The 12,396-nt window shown below is 59.2% G+C and carries 11 protein-coding genes; 3 read left to right on the top strand and 8 right to left on the bottom strand.

The window, feature by feature from the left end:
- Window positions 1-91: 91 nt before the first annotated feature.
- The 5 genes from T18_RS17865 to T18_RS17845 all read right to left on the bottom strand — a co-directional run bounded on the left by T18_RS17865 (window position 92) and on the right by T18_RS17845 (window position 6,275).
- On the bottom strand, window positions 92-2,095 hold the full coding sequence (locus T18_RS17865; protein WP_038493835.1) for an aldo/keto reductase: 2,004 nt from the start codon (window positions 2,093-2,095) through the stop codon (window positions 92-94).
- Window positions 2,096-2,132: 37 nt separating this feature from the next.
- On the bottom strand, window positions 2,133-3,218 hold the full coding sequence (locus T18_RS17860; protein ID WP_038493838.1) for an ABC transporter ATP-binding protein: 1,086 nt from the start codon (window positions 3,216-3,218) through the stop codon (window positions 2,133-2,135).
- 13 nt (window positions 3,219-3,231) lie between these two features.
- The gene (locus tag T18_RS17855) at window positions 3,232-4,068 is read right to left on the bottom strand and encodes a carbohydrate ABC transporter permease (protein WP_013761425.1); all 837 of its coding nucleotides are present in this window, start codon (window positions 4,066-4,068) and stop codon (window positions 3,232-3,234) included.
- Window positions 4,065-4,925: a carbohydrate ABC transporter permease gene (locus T18_RS17850; protein WP_038493841.1), complete on the bottom strand. Its 861-nt coding sequence runs from the start codon at window positions 4,923-4,925 to the stop codon at window positions 4,065-4,067. The genes T18_RS17855 and T18_RS17850 overlap by 4 nt, the downstream gene beginning before the upstream one ends.
- Before the next feature lie 78 nt (window positions 4,926-5,003).
- A complete protein-coding gene (locus T18_RS17845) occupies window positions 5,004-6,275 on the bottom strand; it encodes an ABC transporter substrate-binding protein (RefSeq protein ID WP_019566481.1) in 1,272 nt (423 codons plus the stop codon).
- 93 nt (window positions 6,276-6,368) lie between these two features.
- On the opposite strand from T18_RS17845, the gene T18_RS17840 reads away from it, so the two are divergent.
- Window positions 6,369-7,259, top strand: a complete 891-nt coding sequence (locus T18_RS17840) for a helix-turn-helix domain-containing protein (RefSeq protein ID WP_013761428.1) — start codon at window positions 6,369-6,371, stop codon at window positions 7,257-7,259.
- Here the strand turns inward: T18_RS17840 and T18_RS17835 are convergent.
- A complete protein-coding gene (locus T18_RS17835) occupies window positions 7,256-8,110 on the bottom strand; it encodes an AraC family transcriptional regulator (protein WP_038493844.1) in 855 nt (284 codons plus the stop codon). The two genes, T18_RS17840 and T18_RS17835, sit on opposite strands and share 4 nt — an antisense overlap.
- A 123-nt stretch (window positions 8,111-8,233) precedes the next feature.
- On the opposite strand from T18_RS17835, the gene T18_RS17830 reads away from it, so the two are divergent.
- Both T18_RS17830 and T18_RS17825 read left to right on the top strand, forming a co-directional pair.
- Window positions 8,234-9,430 (top strand): MFS transporter, encoded by a 1,197-nt coding sequence (locus T18_RS17830; protein ID WP_003517947.1) that lies wholly within the window; start codon window positions 8,234-8,236, stop codon window positions 9,428-9,430.
- Window positions 9,431-9,518: 88 nt separating this feature from the next.
- Complete coding sequence (locus T18_RS17825; RefSeq protein WP_003517949.1) at window positions 9,519-10,415, top strand: LysR substrate-binding domain-containing protein; 897 nt, start codon at window positions 9,519-9,521, stop codon at window positions 10,413-10,415.
- 24 nt (window positions 10,416-10,439) lie between these two features.
- On the opposite strand, the gene T18_RS17820 is transcribed toward T18_RS17825, so the two are convergent.
- Window positions 10,440-11,720: a TRAP transporter large permease gene (locus tag T18_RS17820; RefSeq protein WP_003517952.1), complete on the bottom strand. Its 1,281-nt coding sequence runs from the start codon at window positions 11,718-11,720 to the stop codon at window positions 10,440-10,442.
- 3 nt (window positions 11,721-11,723) lie between these two features.
- Window positions 11,724-12,275, bottom strand: a complete 552-nt coding sequence (locus T18_RS17815) for a TRAP transporter small permease (protein ID WP_003517954.1) — start codon at window positions 12,273-12,275, stop codon at window positions 11,724-11,726.
- Window positions 12,276-12,396: the final 121 nt, after the last annotated feature.

The following is a 12,396-nucleotide window of genomic DNA, read 5'->3' as shown; positions in this document are numbered from 1 at the left end:
GATGCCGGGTCAAGCCCGGCATGACGCAGGAGAGGTAGCCAACTTTATCATCCATCCGGAGACCGCGGAAAACCCGCCGCCTCGTGTCGCGTCACGCCTCCAGCCACTTAACCTGCTCAGCCGTCAGCTTGATATCCAGCGCAGAAAGGCTGTCCTCCAGTTCGGCAATGGTGCGCGGCCCGATCAGCGGAATGACCGGGAAAGGCTGGGCGATGACATAAGCGAGCGCGATGTGGATCGGATGGCGGCCGAGTTTCCGGGCAAGCTCGATCGCCCGGTCGCGGCGGTCGAAGTTGCGGTCGGAATACCAGACGCGGACGATTTCCTCGTCATCTAGCTTGTCCCGCCCCGCCCGGTCGGTGAAGAAGCCGCGCCCCTGGCTCGACCAGGCGAAATTCGGGATCTGGCGGGATTGGAGCCATGCCTTCCACTCATCATCCGATGCCGCCACACACCCCGCCCAGATGGGATCGAGCATTTCGGCAAGCGAGAAATTGTTGGAAAGTGCGCCCGGCGCCTGTTTGCCGTTCTCTTGCGCATAGGCGGTGGCCTCGTCCATACGCTCGCGCGTCCAGTTCGATCCGCCAAAAATGCCCCGAATGCGACCACGCCGAACTTCGGCATCCATCGCATCGACAAATTCGCCGACCGGCACGTCGGGATTGTCACGATGCATGAAATAGACATCGACATAATCCGTCTTCAGACGCTCCAGCGACTGGTTGAGCTGCTTGGCGATCATGTCCGGATAGCAGAGGGGCGAATGCGCGCCTTTGCCGATCAGCACGATTTCTTCGCGCGGCACGTTGCGGCTGGTGTGCCAGTCACCGAATATGGCTTCCGTCTTGCCGCCGCCATAGACATAAGCCGTATCGAACAGATTGCCGCCCGCCTCATAAAAGGCATCGAGCGTAAGGGACGCGGAGGCGAAATTGGGGAAGAACTCGAAACCGAGCGCAACCACCGAAGCGGGTTTGGTGAGGCCGGGTATCTGCCGCTTCGGAACCGCATTGCCTGCCACGACCTTGCCACCGGCAATATTCGTGATGCGAGAAGTTGCTTTTTCGACGCTGTATTCCAGGCCAACGGCGGCACGCCACTGGTCCATGACACGTAGATTGCCGAGACTGTCGGCCCAGCCCATGCCGGGCGCGCCGAATTCCTGCTTGCCCTGCCTTATCGCCTCACCTGCCGCATCGACTTCGAAGGAATAGAGCCAACGGTCTTCCGGCAATTCGATGGTTTCGACCTTGTCGCCCCTGAAAATATCGATCCGGCCGGTGCCACCCTTGTGGCCGGCGGCGAACCAGAAATCCTTGACTTCGATACGGCCTTCCGAACCGATGATGCGCAGCACATTGTCCTGGCCTGCCATGATCGAGCAGGAGACTTCGGCAACGATACCGTTCGAAAATTTCAGAACGGCCGAAGCCCATTCATCGACGCCCGACTGGCCGAGATGGGCCGCACCTACAATCTTTTCGGGTTCAGCAAAGGGTTTTTCATCGACTGCACCGGCAATCAGCCGCACCATGGATACGGGATAACCGCCGACATCGAGAATGCCGCCGCCTGCCGTCTCATTGGAAAACAGACGATGGTCGGCACGGAAAGACCCCATGTTAAAACCGAAACTGGAGCGGATGATGCGGATATCGCCAACGGCGCGGTTCCTGATCAACTCTACCAGTTTTGCCGTCTGCGGATGCAGGCGGTACATATAGGCCTCGCCCGCAAAGACATCAGCTTTTTTCGCTTCGTGGAAAATGGCGTCGGCGTCATAGGCGGAAAGCGCGATGGGCTTTTCCACCAGCACATTTTTGCCCGCACGGATCGCCTTGATCGCCCATTCCGCATGGCCGGTATGGGGCGTGGCGATATAGACGGCGTCGATATGGGGATCGGAAAGCAGCGCATCGTAACCGTGGATGATGCGCGCGCCGGGAAAGGCGTCAGCAAGGCCGGGCTTGTCCGGATTGCGGGTGGCGATAGCCTCGAGCTTACCCGTGCGGGAATGGGCAATGCCGTCCGCAAAGGTCTTGGCGATGGTGCCCGGGCCGATAATGCCCCAGCGGATCGGTTGGTCGGTCGTCATGAAATCCTCGTCTTGACTTGCGTGCTTGGGAAAGGGTTCAGCGCAGGCGATTGCCCTGACTGTCGAAAAGAAATGCCTTGCGGGCGGAAAGACCGACCGTCAGCCGGTCACGATTGGCGACGTCTCGCGATTCCGGCCGCTCGATGACGAGTTGCTCACCGCCTTCCGTACGGGCATAGACATAGCTGGTATTGCCGAGGTGCTCGGCGACATCGACGTGGACGGTGAGATCGGCATCGCCCTGCCCGACATCAGCAAAATGTTCGGGCCGGATGCCGAGCGAGACCTTGCTTCCCTCATCGAGCCGGTCCTTGATCGGCAGGGTCAGCCGCACGGCAGGATCGCTGTCGAGCGACAGCGTAACGCTTTGTCCACCCGTACCAATGACGGTCGCCTCCAGAAAATTCATCTTCGGCGAACCGACAAAACCGGCAACGAAACGGTTGGCGGGGTCGTCATAAAGATCGAGCGGGGCACCGACCTGTTCGATATTGCCCGCCCTCAAAACCACGATCTTGTCGGCCAGCGTCATCGCCTCGGTCTGGTCGTGGGTGACATAGATCATCGTGGTGCCAAGCTGCTTGTGCAGCCGCGAGATTTCCACCCGCATCTGCACCCGAAGTTCCGCATCGAGGTTCGACAAGGGCTCGTCGAACAGAAAGACCTGCGGTTCGCGCACGATGGCGCGGCCGATGGCGACACGCTGCCGCTGCCCGCCGGAGAGCTGCTTTGGCCGGCGTTCCATCAACTCGTTGATCTGCAGGATTTCGGCAGCGCGGCTGACACGCTTTTCCGTATCGGCCCTGGGATTGCCGTTCATCCTGAGGCCGAAGGACAGGTTTTCGGCAACCGTCATGTGCGGATAAAGCGCATAGGATTGAAACACCATGGCGATGCCGCGATCGGCCGGATCGGCATCGTTGACCGTTCTGCCGCCGATACTGATATCGCCGCCCGATATATCCTCCAGCCCCGCAATCATACGCAGAAGCGTTGATTTGCCACAGCCGGACGGGCCGACGAAGACCACGAACTCGCCATCGGCAATATCGAGATCTGCACCATGGATGACTTTCAGCGCACCGTAGCGCTTTACGACATTCTTGAGCGAAAGTTCCGCCATGCGGTCTCTCCCCTTACTTGACTGCCCCGGCGGAAATGCCGGCGATGAAGTGGCGCTGCAAAGCCACGAAAACGATGAGAATGGGTGCGGTGAGCAGAACTGCACCGGCCATGATGCCGCCCCATGACACTTTGGTGAGCCCGATGAGGGTGCCAAGTGCCACGGGTGCGGTCATCATTTCCGGGCGGGAGTTGATCAGCAGCGGCCAGAGATAATTATTCCAGGAAGCGAGGAAGAGGATGATGGACAGCGCCGCCATGGTGGGGCGCGCCAATGGCAGAGCAATGCGCAGGAATATCTGCCATTCCTTGACGCCCTCGACCCTTGCCGCATCGAAAAGCTCCGTTGGCATCATGGAAAAGGATTGCCGCATGAACAGCACGCCGAGCGAGTTAAACAGTGGAGGCACGATGAGTGCCACCCAGGTGTTGGCGAGCTTGAATTCGCGCGCCACCATGATGAACTGGGGAATGACGACAACTGCAAAAGGCAAGGTGATGGTGCCGAGAATGATGGCGATCACCACCGAGCGTCCGGCAAAACGATAGCGCGCCAGCGCCCAGCCCGCCATGGAGGTCAGAAACACCGAGAAAACCGTATAGATGACCGCAACGGTGATCGATATGAACATCGCCCGCAGGAAGTTGGTATCCGCCTGAAGGTTTTTGAAGTTCTCGATGAAATTGGTGGACGGGACGAGCACGATGTCGGGGCTGAAAATGCCAAAATCAGGCATAGTCGAGAACACGAACATCATCCACAGCGGAAATAGCCAGATGAGGGCAAGCGGCGTCAGCGTCGCATGCAGCGCGATCTTCTGCCAGAGAAGCGATCTGGATTTCGATCTCATTTCGGCTCCCTCCCGACCCAGAGATTAAGAAGCGAAATGGCGATGGCGAGCGCCGCCATGGTGTAGGCGATGGCTGAGGCGTAGCCGAAATTGAGCGAAGTGAAGCCCTGCCGGTAAAGGAACAACCCCAGCGTTTCCGTACCGCCGCCCGGCCCACCCCTGTTGGTGATGAGGAAAGGCTCGGCAAAAAGCTGCATGGTGCCGATGACGGACAGGACCACGCAGAAAAGGATGATGGGTTTCAACAGCGGCAGTGTGATGTGGAAGAACTGCTGCCGCTTGTTCACCTTGTCCAGTGTCGCCGCCTCATAGACATCGCCGGGGATGGATTGCAGGCCGGCCAGAATGATGATGGCGTTATACCCCGCCCAGCGCCATGTGACGGCGATGATGACCAGCGCCATGGCCGCATTGGCATTGTCGAACCACGAGATGGGCGAAAGGCCAACGGAAGTGATGAGCTTGTTGATGATGCCGAAATCGGCACTGAACATCAGCCGGAAAACTGCCGCATAAGCGACTTCTCCGACGACGACGGGTGCGAAGAAGGCAAAACGGTAAAGCGGGCGTACCTTCAACAGTGGCGAGTTCAGAAGTACCGCCATGACGGTCGCAAGCGCGATCATGACAGGCACCTGAATGACCAGAATGATGAGCGTATTGTAGAGCGCGTTATAAAACGCCGGATCGGAGACCAGCCTCCCCCAGTTCATGGAGGGCGCAAACCGCCAGGGATTGATGCGGGTGTTCTGAAACGACAGCATGAACGAGCTGACGATCGGCCAGACCCAGAACGACGCGAAAATCAGAAGATAGGGCGCAAGGAACGCATAAGCGATCCTGTTCCTTGACGGCATGACGACCTCCAGATGCGATGGTTGGAAAGCTTGGAGAGGCCGGTCATGCTAAACCGCAAGGCCGGCCATCCGAGAGCTTCATTCCGCGACCGGCAGCCCCGTGGCCGTTTCGATCTGCTTTGCGGCATCGTCGAGAGCTGCTTTCGCATCGGTATAACCACCCGCGAAATATTTGGTCTGCGTCGCCTTGTAGATCGCATCTGCATCCGACTGGAACGCGGTGCCACGGCTGGGCACGATTTTCGGCAGGGTCGCCAGAATATCGGTCCAGACCGCCTGCCCACCCCAATAGGGCTGCTTTTCCTTGACGAAAGGATCATCGATGGCGGAGAGAAGCGAGGGAACGAGGCCGAAGGACTTCAGCATCGTCACCTGCCCCTCATTGGTGGTCAGCGCGTAGTCAATGTACTTCCAGGCGGCTTCCTTGTGCTTGGACGCCGAACTTATTGCCAGCGAAGAGCCACCTAGATTGGCTGCATGCGGGCCGTCGGGCGTAAGGCTCGGCATCATATAGACACCCCACTTGCCCGAAAGACCGGGAGAGCCGGAGCGAACCGTGCCTTCATACCAGGCGCCATACATCTGGCTCGCGGCCTTGCCGGCAGTATTGGCCTGAATCTTCTCATCCCAGATCGCAGCCGTGATGATGCCGGCATCCTTCATCTGCTTGATCTTTTCAAGCGTCGCGACACAGGCAGGTTTGTTGATGGTGATGTTCTGGCCGTCGGTCGAAAAGTAACCGCATCCCTGCTCGTTGGCGATCATGCGGAACCACTCGCTGTCGCCGTTGAAATCGGCCTGCGCCATCACGGTGCCGGGATTGGCGGCCATGACCTTCTTGCCAGCCGCGATGAAATCATCCCAGCTTTTGATGGTGGCCGGATCGACAGCAGCCTTTTCGTAGAAATCGCGCCGGTAAAAAACGGCCACCGGACCCGAATCCCAAGGCACCGCATAAGCTACGCCATCGACCTCCAGTTCCGTGCGCTTAAAGTCAGGAAAAAGCGCCTGTTTTTCAGGCGTATAGCCAAGTGCAGTCAAATCCGTGAAACAATCCGGGAACCGGCTCCAGAACAGTTCCGCCTCGAAATTTTCGACCGTTACAATATCCGGGAGGCCGTCGCCACCCGCTGCGCAAGCCGCCAGCGTCTTGTCGAAAACCTGATCGTTTCCAAGGTCTTCAACAACAATCTTGATGTCAGGATTTTGCTTGTTGAACCCTTCGACAGTGGATTTAAGCGCCGATGCGGCGACATTCCAGCTCCAGATGGTTAAGGTCTCGGATTGCGCCATTACCGGTGCCGCAAGGAGCACCAGAGCCGTCGACGCGCCAAGAAATTTAAAGCACATTGAAAACCTCCCTTTTTTCAATTGCCGTTCTTTAGCGAACATGGGCACATTACCGGCGGCAGGAAATCTGTCTCGTACAAAGGGAACATCGATTTGGCGGAAAGTAAGATTGCCGAAAGAGCCTTCTACCAGCCGGGTGCAAGCAGCATCGAAGGCATGCCGACCACGCTCCAGCTTTTTTACAACCACCCGCCCATCATGCTCAGGCCGCACTGGCATGCGCAGGTGGAGGTGAACTATGTGATGTCGGGATCCGTACATTACCGGATGGGCGACCACGACCTTTCGCTCGATGCCGGCCAGATGTGCATTTTCTGGGGCGGCCAGCCGCACCAGATGGACCGTTCCTCCGATGATTCGATTTATGCGGGCGCGCATCTGCCGCTCGTCCATTTTTTCCGCATGCGGCTGCCGGCTGCGGTTTCCAGCCTGCTGATGGGCGGCGCAACGATGGTGAGTGCGCAGACGGACCGGGCCGACGAGGAAAATTTCGGCCGCTGGTTCCGTTACGTCACTTCGGGTGATCCGGCCAAGGCGCAGCATGCGGTGGAGGAATTGCTGCTGCGGGTGGAGCGCATGTTCCTCGAGCCCTATACCGTCATATCCTCCGCCGTCAGCGGCAAACGGGAAGAGAACGACGAGAGCATGGCGCCCTCAATCGGCGTGGTGCGCATGTGCGATTTCATTGCCGCCAATTTTCTAGACGACATCGACGCGACCGAAATTGCCCGCGCCGCCTCGCTTCATCCGAAATATGCGATGAACCTGTTTCGCAAATCCACCGGCATGACGCTGATCAAATACCTGACCTTGCTCAGGCTTTCTCGCGCCCAGGCGATGCTGATGAACGGCAAGGACAATATTCTGCAGATTGCCATGGAAAGCGGCTTCGGCTCCGTCAGCGCCTTCAACAAGGCGTTTCGTCAGATCGCCGGCATGTCGCCTTCTGATTTCCGCCGCGATATGCGCGCGACGGCGGCTTAATTTTCCGCCTCTTCAAAATCGGAGTAGCCGGCACTGCGCTGACCTGCCGCCTTGCGATAGGCGCGGGGCGAATTGCCGAGCATTCGCCGGAACATGGTGGTGAAAGCCGGAATATTTTCATAACCGGCATCCAGCGCCACATTGGTCACCGCCTCGCCCGCGGCAAGCCTCGGCAGAGACGCAAAAATGCAGGCCTGCTGACGCCAGGTGACAAAACTCACCCCCAACTCTTTACGAAATAACCGCGTAAAGGAGCGCCGGCTCATGCCCATGGCGGCGGCCCAGTCATCGATTTCCACTCTGGCCACAGGCTTTTTCAGGAACTCGCGGCAAAGACCGGCAAGACGCTGATTATCGGGAAAGGGTAATCCCAGCGGGCGTTCAGGCAGACGGTTGACCTCATCAAGCAGAAGCGCCCGCACCAGTCCCTGCCGGTGAAAAGCGGCAGGTTGCAACTCCTCGCCCAGCAATTCCGAAATCAGGCTGGAGGCAAGGGCGGTAATTTCCACCACCCTTGGCGTCCCGGCTTGAAACAGATCGGGGTGAACGTAGATCGAATGCATCTCCACCGTTGAGATGATCTCGGCCTCATGTTTCAGCCCGGCTGGAATGATAAGCCCGTGACCGGGCGGTATCATCCAGCGCCCTGCGGCGGTGCTGACCAGCACGACGCCCTGGCGTGCGCACCATATCTGCACCCGGCCATGGCTGTGGACCGGGGTACGGTGTCCTGTCGGATAGGCACGGTGAAGCGCCAGCACCGGCTCGTTGGTGCCGTCGATCAATTTCAGGCTGCGCTCATGGTCGTCATCCGCCAGACGGGCGGGTTTTAGCGATTTGATTTTTGCCATTTGGCCCATTCACAAAGAAACTCGTCCAGAACACGAAAGCAGGCCAGAAGCAATATGAATAAAAGCGGGAAGAAATAAAGACACGTTTCCCGTCTCTCGCGGGGAATCTGGAGAGGATACATCATGGCCACCGTCACCAGCACCGGGTTCAGCCCGCAACGCACGGCGTTTTCAATCATCGCAGCAGCCAGCTTCTGCCACATGCTCAACGACATCATGCAATCGCTGCTGACGTCGCTTTATCCGCTGCTGAAGGCCAATTATGCGCTCGACTTCATGCAGATCGGGCTGCTCACCTTCGCCTTTCAGGTCACGGCATCGCTGTTGCAGCCGGTCGTCGGCATGGTGACCGATCGCTGGCCCATGCCTTTCTCCCTGCCAGTCGCCATGCTCTCGACCTGTGCCGGCCTCATCACGCTCGCATTCGCTCACAGCTTCGAGGTGCTCGTGATCGGCGCCTGCCTGATCGGTGTCGGCTCGGCGATCTTCCATCCGGAGGCGTCACGCGTTGCCCGTCTGGCATCCGGTGGTCGCCACGGTCTGGCACAGTCCTTCTTCCAGGTTGGTGGTAATACAGGCACGGCCATCGGCCCGCTGCTGGCCGCCTTCATCGTCATCCCGTTCGGTCAAGCCAGCCTCAGCTGGTTCTCACTGATCGCGCTGATGGGCTTTGCCGTCTTGTCCTGGGTCGGCGTCTGGTATACCCGCCACCGCCGCGCGAATGTCGGCAAGGCTCCGGCCAGCCGCGCACTTCCGCTGGCGCGCGGCACCGTGATGATGACGCTTGCCGTGCTGGTGGTTTTGACCGCCACCAAGAACGCCTATCTCGCCAGCCTTTCCAGCTATTTCACCTTCTACACCATCGAGAAGTTCGGGCTGGGCGTGCAGGATGCGCAGGTTCTGCTGTTCCTCTTCCTTGGCGCTTCTGCGGCGGGCGTTTTCTTCGGTGGCCCGATCGGCGACCGCTTCGGCTCGCGCGTCGTCATCTGGTTCTCTATCCTCGGCGTCATTCCCTTCGCGCTGATGCTGCCCTATGCGAACCTGTTCTGGACGACCGTTCTCGTCGTCGTCATCGGCTTCGTCTTCTCCTCCGCCTTCTCGGCAATCGTCGTGTTCGCGCAGGAACTGGTACCCGGGCGCGTTGGTCTCATCGCCGGCATGTTCTTCGGTTTCGCCTTTGGCTTCGGTGGCATCGGAGCCGCGGTTCTCGGGATCTATGCGGATAAGGAAGGCATCGAGTTCGTCTATCGCATCTGCTCCTACCTGCCGCTGCTCGGCCTGTTGACCGTGCTTTTGCCAAAGTTGCCGAGCCACCGGTAAAGACCCTACGCTCTCAAGCGTTTCGTCACGGCAGTCACCTGTGATAATCACGGTGACTGCCGTAATTCGTTGAGCGAAGACCAGCCACATGCAGATACCGATAAAATCGATCCTCGTCTTTCATGCTGCGGCAAGGGCGGGCAGCATTTCGCGGGCGGCGGAAGAGCTGAGCGTTACGCCTTCAGCCGTTTCCCAGCAGATCCAGTTGCTCGAAGGCCAGCTTGGCACGACGCTGATGGCGCGGACCGGCCGCAAGGTGACGCTGACGGAGGCGGGCGAGCGGTACTTCTCGATGATCACCGCACAGATCGAGCAGATCACCGATGCCACCGACAGTATTCGCGGCTTCCGCTCGGTGACCACGCTGACAATCAGGGCAACCCCGACCATTTCCAACAAATGGCTGCTGCCGCGTCTCGGCTCCTTTCTGGAGGAGCATCCCGAACTGGAAGTGCGCCTCGACGGCACCAACGAGCCGACCGATTTTTCGCAGGAGCTTGTCGACATAGAGCTGCGCCATGGCGATGGCCGCTGGCCGGGCCTGTTTGTGGAAGGGCTCGTGGAAGAGGAGTTCCTGCCGGTCTGTTCACCGGATATGCCCGGTGCCGGTACATTCCTGCCCGAAGATTTGCAGAACCAGCGGCTTATCCACTCGGTCAAGGCGCAGGCGCAATGGAACCACTGGTTCCCGCTTTCCGGCGTGACGGCTGAAAAGCGCTGGCGTCGCGTTCTGTTCGATCGCAGCCACATGGCCATCGACGCCGCCGTTCTCGGCATCGGCGTGGCGCTGGAAAGCACGTTGATGATGGAGCGGGAACTGCAACGCGGAATGCTGATCCCGGCCGTGGCCGATGCGCCCCGCATCAAGCTCGTCACGCAATGGATCGTTTGCCCGCATTCCCACCTGCGTCAGAGAAAAGTGACGCTGTTTCTGGAGTGGATGCGAAAACAACGCGACGAGTGGCGTGCCCGTCGCGTTGTCTGATGTTTCAGGCTTCCTGTTTCAGTCTCAATAAAGACCCATCAACCGTATCGGCCCGAGCGTCAGCACCGGGAAAAGCACGAGTGCGAATATGGCGAGCGTCAGCACCGTCATCGGCGCCAGCGAACCACGAATGACGTCTTCGATCTTCATGTTCGCCACCTGTGCTGCCGCGAACAGGCAGACCCCGACCGGCGGCGTCACAAGGCCAAGTGTCAGCGTCATGACAGTCACGATCAGGAAGTGGATCGGATCGATGCCCAGCGCCTCCACCGGCGGCATCAGCACCGGAATGAGGATGAACATGGCAGGGATAGCCTCCATGAAGATGCCGATGATCAGCAGAAACACGAAGATCACCAGCATGCCCGACATCGGCCCAAGGTTCATCGCCTTCAAAAGCTCGGCCACCTGTTCCGGCAGGCCGTCGAAGGTGAAGACCCAGGCGGCAAGCTGCGAGGTGGCGGCGATGAACAGGATGGTGCCGGAAATGCGCGCCGTGGATATCAGTATTTCCGGCAATTCGCGAACCGGCAGCGTGCGATAGACCAGCACACCCAATACGGCCACATAAACAACCGCGATGGCCGCGGCTTCCGTCGGCGTGAACAGGCCGCTGGCGATACCGATGATGAGGATCAGCGGCGTGAGCATCGGCAGGATGGCGCGAAGGCCGGTGACGATAACCAGACGGAAATTGAAGGGCGTCGGTGGATTGTAGCCGTAATGCACCGAATAGAAGTGGTTAAAGACAAGAAAAGCGAAGGCGATGAAGAGGCCAGGCACCAGACCCGCAATGAGCAGCGTGCCGATCGACACATTGGCGATGGAACCGGCAATCACGATCAGGATCGACGGCGGGATGATGGAAGAGAGCGTGGAGGTGCAGAGCGTCATGCCGACGGCATAACCCTTTGGAAATCCGTGTCGCTCCATGGCCTTGATTTCGATTGCGCCCACAGAGGCGATATCGGCGACAGAGGAGCCGGAGACGCCGGAAAAGATGACCGACGAAATGACGTTGACGTGACCAAGCCCACCGGGAAGCCAGCCGACCATCGCCTCGGCGAAATCGAAGATGCGCTCCGCCACACGCCCGCGCTCCATCACCGTACCGACCAGAATAAAGAGTGGCACGGCGACGAGAAGGAAAGAGTTCATCGACGAGAACATCGTCTGCGACAGAAGGTCCATGGGCATGGAGGTGAAGAGCCACAGCGTGCCGACACTGGCGAGCGCCAAAGCGATGGCGAGCGGCACACCCAGCATGCTGAGACCGAAAAAGGCGATGAGAAGAAAGACCGACATGGCTCAATGTCCTGCTGAAATAGAGATATCGGCGTGGGCGATCTCGTCCGCGGGGATACCGATCTCGGGGAGCGCGATCAGGTCCCGCCTGCTGCGCAGCGATTCGATGATGGCCAGCACGGCGATGACGGCCGAGACAGGCAGAACCATGCCGATGGTCCACATGGGGATGGGCAAGGTCGCGGCGGTCTCGTTCATCATGATCTGCTGGCGTACCAGGGTGAAGCCCGTCCAGCCCATCATGCCGAAGAAGAACACCGAAGAACCGACATAGATCGGCACCGCCAACCGCCTGAACAGGCGGTGGAACAGCACCAGAAACACCACGACCCGCGCGCTTTCAACAGTGCGGAAACCGGCGGCAAGGCCGAGGAACACCATCCAGATGAAGAGAAAGCGTGTCGCCTCCTCGGTCCAGGGGAGCGGGCTGCCGATGAGACGGCCAATGACCTGGAGAAGAACGACGACAAGAATACCGAAACAGGCCGCCCCGGCGGCGACATCAGCGATGACTTTGACGATGGTGCCGAGCACCGACGGTTTCGTATCGCGCATGACAATACCCTTCCACTGCTGAAACCGGATATCCGGTAAAACGAATGCCACCCTGCCGCTACGGCAAGGCAACCCTTGCTGACGATGGGAGCGGCCGGGTTGCTAATCGGTGCAACCCCGG

The sequence above is a fragment of the Rhizobium sp. TBD182 genome (genome assembly GCF_001950375.1).
GTDB lineage: Bacteria > Pseudomonadota > Alphaproteobacteria > Rhizobiales > Rhizobiaceae > Agrobacterium > Agrobacterium tumefaciens.
The sequence above is the reverse complement of the archived record's forward strand: the minus strand, read 5'-3'. Positions and strand labels throughout refer to the sequence as shown.